At 54.9% G+C, this 16,872-nt stretch carries 17 protein-coding genes; 2 read left to right on the plus strand and 15 right to left on the minus strand.

Going from position 1 to position 16,872, the window contains the following annotated elements:
• The 6 genes from dinB to ASF29_RS24955 all read right to left on the minus strand — a co-directional run bounded on the left by dinB (nucleotide 1) and on the right by ASF29_RS24955 (nucleotide 6,503).
• Nucleotides 1-1,062, minus strand: a complete 1,062-nt coding sequence (gene dinB, locus ASF29_RS16370) for a DNA polymerase IV (protein WP_062451924.1) — start codon at nucleotides 1,060-1,062, stop codon at nucleotides 1-3.
• Nucleotides 1,063-1,224: 162 nt separating this feature from the next.
• Entirely contained in the window at nucleotides 1,225-2,058 is an 834-nt protein-coding gene (locus ASF29_RS16375) for a hypothetical protein (RefSeq protein ID WP_062451741.1), read from the minus strand.
• Nucleotides 2,059-2,191: 133 nt separating this feature from the next.
• Complete coding sequence (locus ASF29_RS16380; RefSeq protein ID WP_062451742.1) at nucleotides 2,192-3,478, minus strand: reverse transcriptase family protein; 1,287 nt, start codon at nucleotides 3,476-3,478, stop codon at nucleotides 2,192-2,194.
• Between the two features lie 31 nt (nucleotides 3,479-3,509).
• Nucleotides 3,510-4,736 carry a hypothetical protein gene (locus tag ASF29_RS16385; RefSeq protein WP_156462705.1) on the minus strand — a complete coding sequence of 409 codons (1,227 nt, stop codon included), beginning with the start codon at nucleotides 4,734-4,736 and terminating at the stop codon, nucleotides 3,510-3,512.
• Between the two features lie 98 nt (nucleotides 4,737-4,834).
• Entirely contained in the window at nucleotides 4,835-5,092 is a 258-nt protein-coding gene (locus tag ASF29_RS16390; protein WP_156462706.1) for a hypothetical protein, read from the minus strand.
• A gap of 25 nt (nucleotides 5,093-5,117) precedes the next feature.
• Nucleotides 5,118-6,503: a hypothetical protein gene (locus tag ASF29_RS24955; protein WP_062451925.1), complete on the minus strand. Its 1,386-nt coding sequence runs from the start codon at nucleotides 6,501-6,503 to the stop codon at nucleotides 5,118-5,120.
• Nucleotides 6,504-6,698: 195 nt separating this feature from the next.
• Here ASF29_RS24955 and ASF29_RS24460 point away from each other — a divergent pair, with 195 nt between their 5' ends.
• A complete protein-coding gene (locus ASF29_RS24460; protein WP_156462707.1) occupies nucleotides 6,699-6,836 on the plus strand; it encodes a hypothetical protein in 138 nt (45 codons plus the stop codon).
• 962 nt (nucleotides 6,837-7,798) lie between these two features.
• On the opposite strand, the gene ASF29_RS16400 is transcribed toward ASF29_RS24460, so the two are convergent.
• A complete protein-coding gene (locus ASF29_RS16400) occupies nucleotides 7,799-8,146 on the minus strand; it encodes a metalloregulator ArsR/SmtB family transcription factor (protein WP_062451745.1) in 348 nt (115 codons plus the stop codon).
• 465 nt (nucleotides 8,147-8,611) lie between these two features.
• Between ASF29_RS16400 and ASF29_RS16405 the strand changes: the two genes are divergently transcribed.
• Nucleotides 8,612-9,568: an AraC family transcriptional regulator gene (locus tag ASF29_RS16405; RefSeq protein ID WP_062451746.1), complete on the plus strand. Its 957-nt coding sequence runs from the start codon at nucleotides 8,612-8,614 to the stop codon at nucleotides 9,566-9,568.
• 167 nt (nucleotides 9,569-9,735) lie between these two features.
• Here ASF29_RS16405 and ASF29_RS16410 read toward each other — a convergent pair whose 3' ends face one another.
• From ASF29_RS16410 to ASF29_RS16445, 8 genes are all read right to left on the minus strand, one after another.
• Nucleotides 9,736-10,734, minus strand: a complete 999-nt coding sequence (locus ASF29_RS16410; RefSeq protein WP_062451747.1) for a hypothetical protein — start codon at nucleotides 10,732-10,734, stop codon at nucleotides 9,736-9,738.
• Between the two features lie 92 nt (nucleotides 10,735-10,826).
• A complete protein-coding gene (locus tag ASF29_RS16415; RefSeq protein ID WP_062451748.1) occupies nucleotides 10,827-11,606 on the minus strand; it encodes an ABC transporter permease in 780 nt (259 codons plus the stop codon).
• A complete protein-coding gene (locus ASF29_RS16420; protein WP_062451749.1) occupies nucleotides 11,603-12,442 on the minus strand; it encodes an ABC transporter ATP-binding protein in 840 nt (279 codons plus the stop codon). The genes ASF29_RS16415 and ASF29_RS16420 overlap by 4 nt, the downstream gene beginning before the upstream one ends.
• Complete coding sequence (locus ASF29_RS16425) at nucleotides 12,439-12,873, minus strand: heme-binding protein (protein ID WP_062451750.1); 435 nt, start codon at nucleotides 12,871-12,873, stop codon at nucleotides 12,439-12,441. The genes ASF29_RS16420 and ASF29_RS16425 overlap by 4 nt, the downstream gene beginning before the upstream one ends.
• Nucleotides 12,870-13,649 carry a DUF1445 domain-containing protein gene (locus ASF29_RS16430; RefSeq protein WP_162237910.1) on the minus strand — a complete coding sequence of 260 codons (780 nt, stop codon included), beginning with the start codon at nucleotides 13,647-13,649 and terminating at the stop codon, nucleotides 12,870-12,872. The genes ASF29_RS16425 and ASF29_RS16430 overlap by 4 nt, the downstream gene beginning before the upstream one ends.
• Nucleotides 13,642-14,403, minus strand: coding sequence for an SDR family oxidoreductase (locus tag ASF29_RS16435; RefSeq protein WP_062451752.1), 762 nt, complete (start codon nucleotides 14,401-14,403; stop codon nucleotides 13,642-13,644). The genes ASF29_RS16430 and ASF29_RS16435 overlap by 8 nt, the downstream gene beginning before the upstream one ends.
• Nucleotides 14,394-15,833 (minus strand): dihydropyrimidinase, encoded by a 1,440-nt coding sequence (gene hydA / locus ASF29_RS16440; RefSeq protein ID WP_062451753.1) that lies wholly within the window; start codon nucleotides 15,831-15,833, stop codon nucleotides 14,394-14,396. Before hydA ends, ASF29_RS16435 begins: the two co-directional genes overlap by 10 nt.
• Nucleotides 15,830-16,864 (minus strand): ABC transporter substrate-binding protein, encoded by a 1,035-nt coding sequence (locus tag ASF29_RS16445; protein ID WP_062451754.1) that lies wholly within the window; start codon nucleotides 16,862-16,864, stop codon nucleotides 15,830-15,832. Before ASF29_RS16445 ends, hydA begins: the two co-directional genes overlap by 4 nt.
• Between the last annotated feature and the right edge of the window lie 8 nt (nucleotides 16,865-16,872).

The raw sequence follows: 16,872 nt of genomic DNA on the forward strand, positions 1-16,872 counted from the left end.
TTAGAGGGCAAGATCAAGCTGTGTGTTCTGATCTGCTCCCTCCAAACTTCCAAGGCTGATCCCGAGCAGACGGATACCCTTTCTTGTCGGAAATACGGATTGGAGCAAAGGCTCCAGTACGATCCAGACAGATGCTTCGGTGCGATTGGCCATTGGCGACGTTCGGCTGCGGGTGATCGTCTGAAAGTCGGAATATTTGACCTTCAGCGTCACCGTCTTTCCTCCGGTGTCATTGTTGTCGCAGAACCGGCACACCTTGGATACGAGTGGCAGCAATTGCTCGCGTGCAGTCTCGAGTGCAAAAACGTCTTCAGGGAATGTGTCCTCGGCACCGATCGATTTTCTCTCTCGATCAGGCTGCACTTCCCGGGTGTCGAGCCCGCGCGCGATGCCATAGAAGTACGCGCCTGCCTTGCCGAAGTGTTGAGTGAGGAACTCGACTGATCGCTCTTTCAGATCCGCGCCGGTCTCTATCCCCAGCCGATGCATCTTCTCTGCCGTTGCGGGGCCGACACCATGGAATTTCTTGACGGGGAGCCGCTCAATGAATGAAGGCCCGTTCTTTGGCGCGATGACGGCCTGCCCATTCGGTTTGTTGAGGTCACTCGCGATTTTCGCCAGAAACTTGTTATACGAAATGCCCGCCGAAGCCGTCAGTCCGGTCACAGCCAGGATCCTCGCTCGAATCTCCGTGGCGATTTCGGTCGCAATCTCTATTCTCTTGAGGTTCTCGGTGACATCCAGATAAGCCTCGTCGAGCGAAAGGGGTTCAACAAGCGGCGTATAGTCGCAGAAAATGTCTCTGATTTGCTGTGAGACGGCGCGATAGACTTCGAACCGGGGTTTTACGAATATAAGGCCCGGGCACTTGCGAGCCGCGGTGACCGAAGGCATTGCCGAGTGGACACCAAACTTGCGCGCTTCATAACTCGCGGTCGTTAGGACACCGCGCGCGCCCGAGCCACCTACAGCGATTGGAAGACCGCGCAAGGTCGGATTATCTCGTTGCTCCACTGACGCATAAAAAGCGTCCATGTCTATATGAATTATCTTTCGCGACATCTGAAAAAGCCTGAACTGGTCTAATCCAGAGAGAATAGCACGCGTAGAACAAAAAGAGAACATTGAAATGATTGAAAGATGCGCTTCAGGTCTGTCAAGAGTTGACTGGTTGGAAGGCCGAGCTATCCATGCGGCGCTTTTTCCTGCCAACCGTGATCGACGTCAGTTGTTCCAAGGCAGCCTTCCTCCCATTTTCTGTGGCGAAAAGAGCAGCGTTCCGGACCCATCCAACGACGCAAGCGCGACATCAATGCTCTGCTGAAAGTCACCTGGCGCCGACGGCGAGATGAACTTTCGTGCCATTTTATCCGGAACCGGTATCCCGTTCATCGCCATCATCATGAACATAAGAGTACGGGTCATATTCTGACGCACCAACCCCACGGTGTTGGCTAGTTCGAATGCCAACGTCATCATCAATGGACCGAGATTATCGCCGGACGGTGCAACGAGATTGACTGTCCCAGGAGATCGGGCAGCAACCAGAAGTTGTCGTTTGGTCGCGGAGCTCCAATCTTTGAGCGGCGGAAGTTGCAAATGTGTCAGATGAAAAGTGGAAATAACCAAAGGTGTAGGACGAAGGTGGCCAAGTGCTCCGTGTTTCAGCATCAGTTCATTGGATATTTCCCAAGCACCCTGGTCGTATAGCTCGTCGAGATATCGACGAGCTATACCAAACACCGCAGGATTGGGTGCTCGAACTGCAGCAGCCCAGTGTCGCAGCTGCGTATGACGCTTCAATGCGGATAGAGCGTTGACCGCGTATCCCCCGAAGCCTGGGCGGGCAATCAAACCGCAAATGGCTGCAAGGCCGTCTTCGGAACGATTGCAATCAGCAAGGGCGACTGGTTTCCCCCCTAGCAATACCAGCGCGCAATTGTCAGGATTCCAGTCCTGCAGCGAGGAGAAGCGTTCACGGATTACCTTCAGTTTGAGCGAGAGGACGAAAGCTTTCGACGCGCCGACATCATCATAGCGATATTCGATCTTTTCCATGTTGCTCCTGCTTAGATCTGCACTCTCAACCGCCGTGCACGCTCACGAAAGGCAGTTTCTTCTCCCTTATCTGCCTTCTCGGCAACAGCGATCTCTCGGTCGAACTTGGCGACCGCTGACCGCTGCCTCCAGATTATGGAATTAAAGGAGGCCACACGACTTTTCGGAATTCAACCAGGCACGATCGTCCATACCGCGGCTCCACTCGCGTGGCCCAACCGATCAGGCCGCGTACCATGTGAAACATTGCGCTGATGGATGTCTTGTTTGCTGCCGCATGCTTTGCCGGCCCATAATCCTTCGACCTCAGGTAATGAAGATGTTTACGCAAGTCGTCCTTGAACTCCTTTGCCAATCTGGGCCTAGGTCCATCAACCAGCATTCCAAGCACAATCCTCCGTGCACCGGGTCCCCGGATCGACGTTTTCCGAAGGTTTGGTCTGAACCCAGCTTCGTTCAGCACGTCAAAGACCTTGCGCTTGAAGCGCTTCATCGATTTTAGATCGTGAGGTTTCCGGCCCGAAAACGTGAGATCATCGGCGTATCTAGTGTAGACAAGACCGGCATCAGAGGCCATTCCCGCAATTCTCGCATCCAAGGCCAACATCGCTAGGTTCGAAAGCATCGGACTTGTTGAGGCCCCTTGAGGAAGAAAGCCCTCGTAAGATGTTTGGTAGGCTGGGATAGCTGGCCACCGAGCGGCGGCAATCCAATCTGGACGCTCAGTCCCTTGCGCGATGATTGTAGTCAATCGCGCCAACTCGAATGCTAAAAGCTCCGAGAAGCCGAGCTCAGCAAAAACTCGAAAAATCCGGCCTTCGCTAACGCTGTGAAAAAAGTCCGTTATGTCGATTTTCAGTAAATAGTCACAACCACAATGTCTCTGAGCACCAAACTCGGGACGTGACTTCGGATGATAGGCGAAGCTCGCTGCATGTGCTTTCGTATGGCGGAGGATGTTCCTGACAATCCAGTCTTGGGCAGCCTTGAGCTCTTTGCGCGGAACACAGATGAGGCGATGGCGGGTTCGGCCCGGGATCCTTTTTCTCAAGCTGAATACACGGTAAGGGACCGTTGAGCGAGATACAATCCGGCGCAAAAAGCCGTATTCAACCCCGCATAATTCGCTGAGGTGACGCAGGGTTAGTACCGGAGTGATGCTTGGATTCACAGCAGCGATGAGTTCCACTCGGGCAATCACGCTTTCGATTGTCTCGTCGGATACGCCGTGTTGAACGCCATCGTATCGGTACTGCTGAGGGCTCCACGATTGCATTACTTTGACCCCATTCGGTGGGTAATGGCACGAGGCGCCCCCAAGACGCCGCCGGGAAAGGCTCGTGCCATTGCGCAGCATGAAAATGTCGCTACGCGAGACGAGTATCGAGAATCCGACACTCTGGACATCCGTGATGCCCATCGCCGCTTTCGCGGCGCATTCCTAATCACCCTCATGGAACCCTCAGCTGACTCGGATAGTAGAACGGATTTGCGTCAGATGGGAAGATTGGTTTTGGCCGCAATCTTCGTCTCAGTCGACGAAGTTCCATTTTCCCCAGCATAGTCAGCACGCCGCTATCAGAAATCCATCCGGCTTCCTTGCAAAGGTTGATGTTCATGCGAACCTCGCCGAAGGGTAGACCGAGACGTGCGGAGACATTGCGCGGTCCGCGCGCACCGTCCTCTGAGGCCGCGAGGACCGCCATTGCGGAAAGCCATAGTTTTCCATCCGGTGCGTCCAAACGCGCCCTAATTTCATTCGTTTTCAACAAGCGTTCAGTTCGTCTTCTTAGGAGATCCGCCTCATCGATGCGAAAGGCGCCTGCCGCGGCTATCGTGGTACGACCTTTGAAAATCGGCTGCCATTCGTTTGCGGTGGTCCAAAAGATTGCTGGTGCGTTGTTCGGGCAGCCATGGGAGAAGGCTATCAAAGCTCCTCCTCCCTCCCAACCAAATGGATTGCCACGCCGTTTTGCCGGATAGCGCTGGCAAATACTGTTGATCAACTTCAATCGCGTGCCACGGAACGCCGTGTTAATAGTCGGACAACTAATGACAGACCGGATTTCATTCTTCAACGGCGCCCACTTTAGCCGTGCCAAGCCGTGGTCAGTCGCTGCATATGCAACAACGACAAACTTGATCAGCTTGTAGGATTCCCAGCTCCTGAGAGTAGCCACGACACTCAGAGACTCCAGCATTGCTGATATTCGGTCACCTGATCCAATCAGGTCTGTCACGATGACAATGTGGCTCACTCGGTCCTTCCTGAGCTTCGAAGGGCCAGGGTGAGACAACGCTACTTTGGGATTTGCTCGGCAGTAGCTGGTGATCAACTGAGCGACGATGCCTTCGCTTCCAACTTCTTGGTCAAGAGGGTTTGCAACGACGGGTGCCACGCTTGGGCCCTCGGCTCGTCCTTTCCGAGACCCGGGGAAGAAGACCGGTATGTTCCCGAACACACGTTTGATGGGGCGCTCACAATAGAGCGCGATCTTGCGATCTAGATCAGGCCGCTCCGAGGCAATTTCATCTATAAGTTTAATGATGCCATCGGAAAACGCGTCTGTTGAAATAGTGTGAACCTCGTCCAGTAGCATTTGTGCCACTTCGCGATCTTCTTTCGCAAATTGGCTGAGCCAAGCATCTGACAAGGCCAGTCCGGCAAAACTGCTCAAGGTAACCTCCCAAACCAATCTCTTGACCACCCCCGACGGGCGGGATAGACGCTGAATTTTTATCCGATATCTTAACTAATCTGTCGCGCATGTCGTGGCTAGTCTTGAGCAAACCGATCCCGCTCTCTTTTGATGGCGTTCTGGCTCAGATTGCGAGACAAGACTTCGACTGAATTCCAAAGCAAAGCCTTGCCGACGGAAATGGCTACAATGTCCAGGCAAGCAAGATTGTTGTCACCGTTCAGATCAATTTGTACCGTCGCCGGCAACGACGAGCGCAGCACCGCCTTCGGTTTCAACTGGGGAAGGAGGCACGCAAAGCATCCAAGTCGATATGTTCGATTGCGATCAGACATCAGAGCTCACGTGCTACCAGAAAGCTCAGTCCGGTAGCCATGCGCAATCGCTCCAGTGTCGTTCATACCGCTTCGCGAATTCCGTCATCTCCCGAACGTTGGCCATGGGCGTCTGGCAAGCCCGGGCGCAGGTGGTGACCACATCGCGGTAAAGGGTCGGCGACACCGGTCGGATGCCTTCGTAGTTCATCATCAGATCGGGAAGCCGTTCCGTGATTGTTTCTCCACGAGGGGCCATGACAAGAGTAGGGGGGGTGCTATGCGCGTTGATCAACACGTACCTCCAGCTCGGGTCGGCCTGTCCCTGAGCCGGAACGAGTTCGCAGGGGCAAGCATCACCGCCTCCGGAAATCTCCTGATAGATCGCTTCAATCGCCTGCGCTTTCCTGGCAATCAGAACGTAAGGCCCCGCAGGCGTGTAGCTGCCCATCCGCTCGTCGTACTCGATACCTAGCAGGCACCGCAGGTCGTTGCGGGCCGACCTGTCGAGGCTGGCGCGTTCCGAGGTAAACCATTGGAGTTGCCGCAGAGTAATCCTGGCCGCAGCCGCGACCTCTTTCGCTGGATTCGGCCAGCAGGCTACCAAGTTCTTGGCGACTTCCGCCGTATTGTCGTGCTCTTCGTAGACCGAGATCTCGTCATCATCCTCGATGTCCCCTGATGGGTCGTCTCCTTGAAGCAGCCAGATTCTTCCGCTGATACCGTCATGGTGGAAATAACGTGGTTGATCGGGTGGTAGAGAGGCCTCCCAGGATGACAGCCATGGTCCTGCTTCCCATTCGAGGTCTGCAAGTGGCACGGACGGCGGTTGTCGCGTTGGCAATTCGAGCCACCGCTCGATCTTCTCCTCGAGTTTTCGGTTGCTGAGCCCTAGAGGTCCGCGGCTCGCTCTCCAATCGTGGTCGTCATGTGCATCGAGACAGAGGCCTTCGACAGAAGCTATCAGAGACAGATCAACCGGATCGTGTTTCTTCAATAGCCATCCAGAAGCGTCCTGAGCTGAGCGTAGCGAGGCAGGCACTGTCTTATCCTTGGCGTCGGCCACCTCAAGTCGCACGCCGATCCTTGCAAGATCTGCCACCAGCAACGGATCTGTCTGTGCGACGTAGCGATTCACGCGGAGAATATCTGGCAGGCCGCGCAAACCCTCCGCGCTTTTCCACGCCGTCAGCAGCGCATCGCGCAAAGATCTGCGCTGCTTCATGGTGGAAAATGTTAGCCAGCGGATCGGCAGGCCGGCCACTGTGAGGCCGTAGAGTAGAATAGGACTCAAACCATATCGCTCCGCATCCGTCAGTTTTATGGGATCGCGAACAGCCACAATCCCGTGCTGAGGATGGTGGAAAAGGAACTTGGCGGTCGAAACGTAAAAGTGATGTTCCCGGTCTGACTGTTGTGCCTGATTGTCCATGGACGCTCTCAAAGGGATGAAATCAATATTCAGCATCCTACGATTTCGATGTCAGGCTCCCAAGCACTTCCTTGTTCTAATAAGCGAAATTTGCAGCTCCTCAGGGCGAAACGGACGGGCCGGGGTGGTCGTTGCTTGCCCCGGTGCCAATGCGTATTGTGCGCTGGACGACGCTGCAATCAGACTTGGACTGGAATGACCTCGCAACTCCACAATGCCGGTTTCGATCGTCCGTTCTGCGAAGCGTTCGAGCTGCGTGCCGCAATGGACTTCGAGATCGTCAATGCGATTGCTGATCAGGAAAGCCAACGTCGTCGCCATCCACCTGTATGATACGTCGCGGTGAACGTTCCGGTTGGCAATCTCTAAATGCCGGGAATGAATGACATTTAGCGGAACGCGACGCAGCTACGATGGAAGTCGCTCCGTCCGGATATTCCAGTGTTTTCAGCCGTGTACAATTCGGGGAGATGGAACGCTGGTTCGATTCCTTTCAAGGCGATGGCACTCCATTGCTGGCATCCACAGGTGTGAGTCCATTCAATAACGGTAACAAGTTCATAGAGCGCGCGCGGTTGCGATAGGGGCGGCGAGCAACCAGACGCCCAAAAAGGCACGCTCCTACGGTGCCAGTGTATATGCACCGCGTCCGCCTCTGAGCTTGGACGCTAAGAACTCCCCGAGCCGAGAGCCATCCGCATTGCGAACGACAATTTTGAGTCTCCCCCGTAAATCCGGACGCCTCAATAGGAAAATTGCAAGCGCGACTATTGCAGCGCGATTAGCTGCCTCAACGTCCGTTTCGCACACCACTTCACGTCGAACGCAAGTTTCGCAGTCCCATATTTCAAATGAGTAACTTTGCATTCCATCCGCCCCCAGACAGCACGATTTAAAACATATGCCTTTTCAGATGATTCGAATGCTCTGATTATTGACGTAAAGATATTATGGGTTCTACTTTTTGGATTGTTCGCCAGAACTTCCTAGTCGAGGTGCAAAATTTTACTGCAATTCCGCCACTACTACTAAAATTTATGGTTATTTCTCTGCAATCGAGCGGTACATTTCTCATCCAAACCGCGAGCAACGCGTAAACGAGCTTGCTTGATCGAGAAGTATACGCTTGTTGTACGGCGGGGGCTAGTTCTTTGGCAAATGTGAGCTTGTCTTGCACGACCATCCAGTTGGCCACGTCCCAACAGTCTGCGGGGAGCGACGCGGCGTCAACAGCCGGTCATGTAAACCCGGGACGGTATGAAGAAAGCTGAATTGCCTACAAGCGTGGGCCTATTTCAGGCCGGAACCGAGAGCCTGGGTGCTTCCTCGCTGAAAATTTCTTCTAAAGCCGCTAAAATTTGCCGTACCGGCTCGGAGCGGCTGAAATAATAAATCGTCTGGGCATCGCGGCGGGTTTGCACCACATTTGCATTGCGCAGTTTGGAAAGATGTTGAGATAACGCTGATTGGCTGAGGCCAACCTTTTCTGCTAGCTGACCCACCGGCATTTCTCCCTCAACGAGGATCCGAAGTATCGTGAGTCTCTTTGGGTTCTCCAGCGCGGATAAGAGCGTCACTGCCGAATTAATTGATTGCTCATCAAGGCGTCTGCTCACTACGTTTGTCTCCAAAGCTATTCTCATTTAGGCAAAGATTGACAGGATACGGATCTCTTGTTCCTTACCTCCGCCGACCACCAAATGGCACCTGGGGGAGAAAGTAAGCCAATCTTTGCTAATTTAGATTAGTCGGTATCCGTCAATCTTCAATGCGAACAACGCCGATGAGTGCCTCTAAGGTGCAGTGATGTCACTGAGGTGCAGGTTTATTGCGCGGTTTGACGGAGGTTAACTGATTTGCCTATTAAAAAGTGGTCCGCCGAAATTTGGAACCGTCCTTTGGGAATGCAGAACTGGTTGTCAGAGGCTCGGATTGAAGCAGGAACTTCATGTGACCGATTTATGTAGCTTAATTTGTATCTGTCCATTGAACGACCGATTTCAAACAAAATCTGAGCTTCATTGCCACGCATAAGAAGATTCGAGTATGGTTGAATCGTGTTTCATGCGTTTTTTAGCGAAGTTAACACGTGTTTGGATGTGTTAGGAATGTCGAACGGTCCGTACAAAGAACTCAAAATTTCGTCCAGGGATATCGGAGAAGTTGAGGAGTATTTGAGTGACGCTTATGCCCCGGTGTCTGCAACTCCACTCGGCTCGCACCACAAGTACGGGGTCAACGGACATCTCGCCGTGCTCGATGACGTTTTCTTCGAATGGTCGAAAACAATTGGAAGTTATCGCGTTACTCCCATCGAAATGTTCGATTCTGTTCTCTTCAATTTCGTCAGCGAAGGGACAACGGATTACCATTTCAAGGACAATAAATTAACGATCGCCGCCGGTCAGGTGATTGGTTACCGGCACGCAGACAACGTTGATGTTCTGGACGGAAGTGAACATTCAACAGTTGTCATTTCTGATGACCTTCTCTGCAAGCGGATGTCCATATTGCTTGATAAGCCGGTGGTTCACACGGTTGAATTTAGCAAGGGTGCCTTGGATCAGCGAAATCTCAAAGGACTTCCAGCTCTTGTCGAGTTTTTGTACAATTCATCGGTCCAGCGACTCGCGGGATCGCTCAATGCACGTTCGTCGGCTGTTGGAAATTTGGTCATTGATAGTTTCCTTTTAAACTATCCGAACAACTATACTCAGACGCTGACGGCGCCTGTGCCCTTAGTTGCACCAAGACAGGTGCGGCGGGCGATCGATTATATCCACGCGCATCCAGCGGACAGAAGCTCTCCCGAATTCTTAGCTAGCCTGAGCGCTGTTAGCGTCCGCTCTCTGCAGTATTCTTTCTTGCTTTCGGTAGGACAGACGATCAGCGAGTATCAGCGCGCTTTGCGCCTGCAAAAAGCTCGCGACGACCTCGATCAAAGTAGCAATCTCTCCGCGAAGGCAATTGCTGAGAAATGGGGATTTGCATCGCATAGTGCCTTTACACAAAGTTTCAAAAAAGCGTTTGGCGTCACTCCATCCCAGGCCCGCAGGGGTAATTGAACGTTCCGATCTGTTCTTTTCATATGGGTTTCATCCATTGGTGAAGTTGGAGCGATAATCAACACATTGTACAATAGAAGAATATTTGGACGCTAAGAGGCGATAATGTGCAAACGGTATGTCTCCCGCGATCGTGCGGGAGACACAGGCAGTAGAGTTGGCGGGCGTCAACTCCGGAGATGTGGACATCCTATGGCCGAACCGCCAGAAGGTTGTTCTGGCGTTCTCCCTTTGAGAACTGCCTCTACAGCCTGAGATAGAAGATCTCGTCGCGTCGAGAGAGAATAGATGTCTTGAGCAAATGCCGGGTTTGCTTTCCAATCAAATACGAGTTCGGCCATCACTCTGTCCCCGACGATGCGCCCCATTAAGGCCTGAGCGGTTTCGAGATCAGGCACAGCCTCGCTGACCACCACATGCGTTTCCCGCACGTCTTCATTCATGAGCGACTTAATGATCAGTTCGTGTGCGTTCTCTTGCGTTAGAGTCCATACGGCGCCGACAATTACATATAACTTTCCCCATTCATCCTCGCCCATCATTTCCTTCCAACCCTCAAGGACGCCCTTCATGACATCGACCTGATTTTTAGCCGCTTTTTTCTGGCAGTAGAATATTTCGTTACCGATCCCGCGGGCATAAGCGGCGAACTCGTCATAGGTAAAATTCACCGATGTGGTAACGGCGTCAATGAAATCCAGAGACGAAGCTAACATTCGATCCGTGAGGATGTTTTCCTCTCGCCCTAAACCAGAGATATTGCTTTTGGTATTCTGAACGCTGACGATGTACGCCCGGTATGTCTGCAGTGCAGGAACCCACGGGCCTTGTTTTGGGTCTTTCTCGTAACCCGATATGATTGAAAATATGCCAAGCGGAATGTGAGAAATTGCCTTCATCACGTCATATATCTGCCCTACGTTTTGATGGACGTACCGGGTGTTCTTGTCGGTGAGCAAGGTGTATCGACCGCCATCGAAAGTGGATTCGACATAAAGAAGCGGATAGATGCTCTGGCCGATATTGACGATGTTCGTCGCGTAGCTGGAACGCATGGCGGCGTCCAAATCCTTGATGAACTGAAACGACTGCTGCTCCAGATTGCCCGCGAAACTGGCGTACTTCCTGGATGTCTCCGGGTAGCCCTGTGATGGATCCAATGCCATTTCATACCTCATATGTCAGAGTTGAAGGCACACCCTTTGGTTCACGGAAACTGTCGCGCCCGCGTGAGCAAAGATGTGATCCGGTCTGAAACTCAGTTCAGAGCGAATTCTTGTTTTCGATTGGCCCAGCCACAGACCCGCTGTTCGATGACGGCGAACACGGCGTAAAGCGCGATCCCAAGGATCGCGAGCGCGAACAGCCCTGCAAAGGCAAGTGGAACATCGAAGCTGGATGTTGCCATCATCATCACGGTCCCTATGCCCCGGTTCGCGGCAACTGTTTCAGACAGAACCGTCCCGACAAAGGCAAGCGTGATGGCAACCTTCAGAGACGCGAAGAAGTAAGGCATCGCTCGGGGAAGGCCGACATTCCACAGCACCTGGAGGCGGCTTGCGCCGAGTGCTTTCAAGACGTCCTCCATCTCTGGCTCAGTGGTGGCAAGGCCGGTTGCCACATTGACGACGATCGGGAAAATGCAGGTCGTCAGTGCCGTCAGAACGGCTGGAACCGTCCCTGATCCAAACCAGAGGACAAAGATAGGGACCACAGCCACCTTGGGGATCGACGAAAATCCGACCAGCAACGGATAGGCAACGTTGTAGGCTGTTCGCGAAATCCCGACGAAGGCACCGAGCGCCAGACCAATGACGGTACCCAGCAGGAAACCTATCATCGTTGTGACGAGCGTCTGGACGATGTGGGGCCACAGGGCAGGCATCTGTACGAAAAGCGTCGAAAAGATTGCGCTCGGTCGAGGCAACACGATCGGACTAATCTCAAAGACAACACAGGCAACCTCCCAGATCGCAAACAGTGTGACGATGAAACCGGCCGCTTTCAGATTTTCCTTTGATTTCCTCGAGATCCTCATGCCGTTATCTCCTTGCTCTGACGGGCTGCAAAGATCATGCGCCGCAGATCATTCGTCAGGTCGGTGAATTCAGCTTCGAAAGTCGTTTCGAGTGTGCGTGGCCGGGGGAATGTCACCTGTCGGTCTTCGGTCACGCGGCCGGGGCGGGCGCTCATGACCAGAATCCGGCTCGCAAGAAAGGCCGCCTCTCTCAGGTCATGGGTTACGAGGAAGACGGTGGGTTTGGTCTCGATCCAGAGATCCTGCAGCACGGACCAAAGTTCCTCACGCGTAAACTGGTCGAGTGCACCGAATGGTTCATCCAGCATCAATAGCTGAGGAGAGTGAATGAGCGCCCGACAAAGATTGGCACGCTGCAGCATTCCTCCAGATAGTTCCCAGGGGCGGCGATCGCCAAAGCCGGTGAGGCCGACCTTGGCGAGAAGTGCGTCGGCACGATCGCGGAAAGCTGTGTGCTTGTCGCGCCGGAAAGTAGCGGCGTAGGGCTTAACGATCTTGAGTGGCAGCATGATATTCTGCCGGATCGTCAGCCAGGGCAGCATTGTCGGGTTCTGGAACGCCATGCCGATGCCAACCTGCTCGGCGCCCACCTCTCGTCCTGCCACGAACACCACCCCTTCGGTCGGACGGAGCAGGCCGGCGACGAGCTTCAGGATAGTCGACTTGCCGCAGCCAGACGGACCGACCATCGCTACGAAGTCGCCGGGATGAACAACAAGATTGGTGCGATCCAGTGCGAGGAAAGCATCGTCTCCCTGGCCGAACCGGACCTGCACGTTTTCAAGCTGTGCAATTCTTTTTGTCTGGTGTGTCGCGAGATCTTTCGTGGCGGTCATGCCGGCGTGCCTCCGTTCGTATGACGGTTGAAGGCATCGACTGCGACCTCGGCGATCTGGAGGTCCTGTTCACCCGTGCCGGAACCCACTCCGATTCCGCCGACAATATGACCATTGGCAATCAGTGGCAGGCCTCCAAGCAGGTTGGTCATCCGGCCAGACGTCGCTTCTGCAAGAAGAAGCGCTTTGTCGGCGGCAATGCCACCGGTGGGCTGCCCTGTTGTGGCAGCGGTCATCGCCTTGCGGGTCGCGCTCTCGATGGACAGGACGCGCGAGCCATCCATCCGGATGAACGACAAAAGGTTGCAGCCCTCATCAACAATCGCGATGCATTGCGGGACCCCCATTGCCTGCGCAGCCTCGATACCTGCATTGAGGACGAGCATGGCACCACGATGCGTCAGTTTGAGTGTTGGGCGAACAAGGGTCATGCAAAAACCTCCTTGAGATCGGTCACGAGCATGGCGCCCGGCGCATGGCTGATAAAAATCGGCATCTCCGCGTTCTTGAGCGCCTGCAGAGCAGTCAGACCGCAGGGCCAGAAAACTGCAGTCTCATCCTCGTTGGGAAGAACGACATCTCCCCAAGTGGCTTGATCGAGAGCCTCGATCCCAAGTTCGGCTGGATCACCAATGTGGAGAGGAGCTCCATGGCTGAGCGGTGTTCTTGCCGTCGTGGCGATCACGCGATCGATGTCGTCTTTGTGAAAGGGACGCATTGAAACGATCAGCGGTCCGTGAAATGGTCCCGCAGCGGTGGCGGCGAGGCGCGTGCGGTAAAGCCCGCCCTGAAGTCCAAGTTCGCGGTGGCGCATGCGGATGCCAGCTTTTGCGAGCGCACCCTCTGCGCCTAGCCAACATCCCACGGCAAAAACGACGAAATCGTCCTGCCACAGATCGACAATGTCTCCTGCCGATCTCTCAAGGCCTTGCTCATGTATGAGAAAGGACGGCAAATCCGTTCGAATATCGATGTCTCTGCCGAGAGCAGGCAAAGAGTACGAGCCTGTCTCGCCTCTGCCGAGCATTGGGCACGCCACGGGGTTGGCGTGACAGAACGCCAGAAAGTCTGCGGCAAAGGGGTCGGGCACGATGTAGACATTGGCCTGCACGTAACCGGGAGCACATCCGACAGTAAAACCCGTATAGCCGGAGCGGGCCGACAAACGTACGTCTGATCCGGTCTCGACCGCGCTCTTGTTAGACATGACGGACATAACCTCCGTCGACCCTGATAACGGATCCTGTGATGTAGGACGCGACACCACTACACAGGAATGCGGCCGCCGCCCCAATTTCCTCTGGTTCGGCGTATCGACCCACTGGAATCTGTTCGAAGGATCGCTGGCGCACTGTCTCCACGGCGATGTTTTCCCGCTTGGCCGTGGCGTCGTCGGTCAACGCGACGCGCTCGGTTGCGACCCGGCCCGGCATCAGGATATTGACGGTCACGCCATCCTTCGCCACTTCCGGCGCAAGCGATTTCGACCATGCAATCAGACCCGCCCGTAACGTATTGGATATGCCGAGCACGGGGATCGGCTGTATCGCGCCGGTGCTGACGACGGTCACGACGCGGCCCCAGCCTTTAGCGCGCATCGCGGGAACGAACAGATCTGTCAGCCCTATGACCGAAAGGGACATACTCTGGAAGCTTTCCTCCCAATCCATGAGATCACGGCCAAGCGCGCTGCCATAAGGCGGACCGCCGGTATTGTTGACGAGGATGTCGATGTCGCCGACCCTTCCCGCAAACGCTCCGAGGGCCGCCGTATCGGAAAGGTCGACCGTGATCGTATCGGCTGTGCCTATCTCTTTTGCCGCATGGGCAAGTGCCTTTTCGTCGCGAGCTGCAATCGTTAGGGCAACTCCCTCGGCGGCAAGCGATTTGGCGATCGCAAGCCCCATCCCGCGATTGCCGCCCAGAACCAGCGCGCGTTTTCCTGCAATCTTTAGATCCACGATTTGATCTCCCTCGTCTTCCAGGCGGATGATGTTTCCTGCATCAGGAACCGGCCACGCCCGGGCTCTGCCTTGAGGTCGTTTTTCTCAATGATGATTTCACCGCGACTGATCACTGTTTCCGGCCAACCCTGCACCTCCAGCCCTTCGAACGGGGTGTAATCGACATTGTGATGCAGCATGCTGTTGGTGATGGTTACGCGCCGTTCAGGGTTCCAAAGCGCAAGGTCGGCGTCGGCACCGACAGCAATAGTCCCCTTGCGTGGATGCAGGCCGTAGAGCTTGGCATTGTTCGTCGATGTGAGCGCGACAAAGCGTTGCAAGTCGATCCGACCTTTGACGACGCCTTCGCTAAACAGAATGGGCAGCCTCGTCTCAAGGCCGGGAATACCGTTTGCTACGGCACGAAACGTAGGGGTAGGGCCAGCCTTCAACTTCCCGTCCGAGTCGAAACGGTACGGCGCATGATCGGAGTTGAAGATATCGACGGTGCCATCTTCAATCCCCCGCCATAAAGCGGCTTGTGCTTGTGTATCGCGGGGAGGCGGGCTGCACATCGCCTTGGCACCCAGCATATCGGGCATGTCGAGGTCGTCTTCCGTCAACAGGAGATATTGCGGGCAGGTCTCGGCGATCACCACATAGCCGCGGGCGCGGGCGCGGCGGATTTCGTCGAGCGGATCGCCACCGGACACATGGACAATGACCAGCGGCACGCCTGCAATCTCCGCAAGTGTCATTGCGCGATGCGTCGCCTCACGCTCGACGGGGAGTGGCCTGGATTGTGCATGACCAAGCGGCCTTGTATGGCCATTTTGTTCCAGCCGCTCGGCCAGCCAACCGATAATCTCATGGTTTTCGGCGTGAATCAGCATCACGGCTTTTTCCCGGCGCGCGGTTTCGAAAACATCGAGGATTTGACGATCGCTCAGTACCATCGCATCGTAGGTCATGTAGACCTTGATACTGGTATGGCCTCGGCGGATAAGAGCCGGCAGTTCCTGTCCAAGAACGGCAGGCGTCGGATCGCTAACGATCAGATGGAACGCGTAGTCGATCACTGACTGGCCCTTGGCCCGGTTGTGATAGTCGGCGACGGCTGCGGTTAGTGACTCACCACGGTGCTGCACGCAAAAGGGCACGATGGTTGTCGTGCCGCCAAAGGCGGCACTGATGCTTCCGGATCGGAAACCGTCTGCCATCGTCGCGCCCTTGGATGCCAGTCCTGGTGCCTGAGGCTGGTCGAGATGGCAATGGGCATCAATACCGCCAGGCATGACCAGCAGCCCGCTGGCATCAATGACGCATTCGCCGCCGGAAATATGATCCGCAATTGTTACGACGCGGCCATCCCGGATGCCGAGATCGGCTTTCGTCACGTCGGACGCTGTGACGATCGTCCCGCCGCGGATCACCAGGTCAAAGCTCATGCCGGCAGCTTCCGGATGTCGGCGGAGGGTAGGAGCGAGGCGTCGAACAGGTCTTCCGCCTTGGGCACTGAGGGCAGTCCGAAACCTTCAGCAACCGCAATCATCGACTTTGAAAGGCGCGAGGCGTCAATGCCACCGAGACCATTCGTCTTGGTTTCCTCGGTCGTGAACTGGTTTTTCACCAGCCAGCGCAGCTTTTCTTCCTCCAACGCTGCATTGATCAGAGGCGAGTGATCCTTGAGAGCGGCGATAGCGGCTTTCGGATCAGCCGCAGCGGCCTGATAACCGCGCGCACTGGCTGCGACGAAAGCCTTCGCAGCTTCAGGATTGGTGGTGCGAAACTTCTTCGACAGGACAATTGCGTTGCCATAGAGGTCAAGGCCCGCATCGGCGTAGTAGAGGAACTTGATGTCGGCGGGTGAAATCCCAGCTTTGACCAGCCCGAAATACATGGTGGAATCAAATCCCAGGATAGCGTCCGCGCTGCCACCGGCAAGCACCGCCTCACGCAACTGGAGGCCCACCATGTTCCACTTGATGGCCGAAGGATCGATCGACGTCGTTTTCGCGTAGGTTGAAAAGAGGCGGTAAGCACCATCCGGCGCAGCCGCACCAACCGTCTTGCCGACGAGTTCAGAAGGCTTGGTGATGCCAGATTTGGATAGCGTAGCGACGCAAAGAGGGCTCTTGAAATAGAGCATGTAGACAGCCCTGATCTCTGCAGCCGGATTCTTGGAGTTGAACTCTGCGACGTTGTTGATATCGACGGTTCCCCCGTCATACACACCCGATCCCGTGCGAGAAGCAGCTTCACCAGACCCGCCACCGGCATCAAACTGGCATTCCAGCCCGGCTTCTTTATACCAGCCATTTTTCTCAGCCAGAAGGAATGGAGAGTTTGAGCCATCGAAAGGAGCAGAGAACGAGAATTTGACCGGCGTTGCTGCGAAACCCCTCCCAGCTTTAAGGACAAATGGTGCCGCGAGGCCGAGTTGAAGGATGGTCCGACGCGTGGTGGTAAAATTGTGCATGTCATTCC

Source organism: Rhizobium sp. Leaf262, assembly GCF_001422245.1.
GTDB lineage: Bacteria > Pseudomonadota > Alphaproteobacteria > Rhizobiales > Rhizobiaceae > Agrobacterium.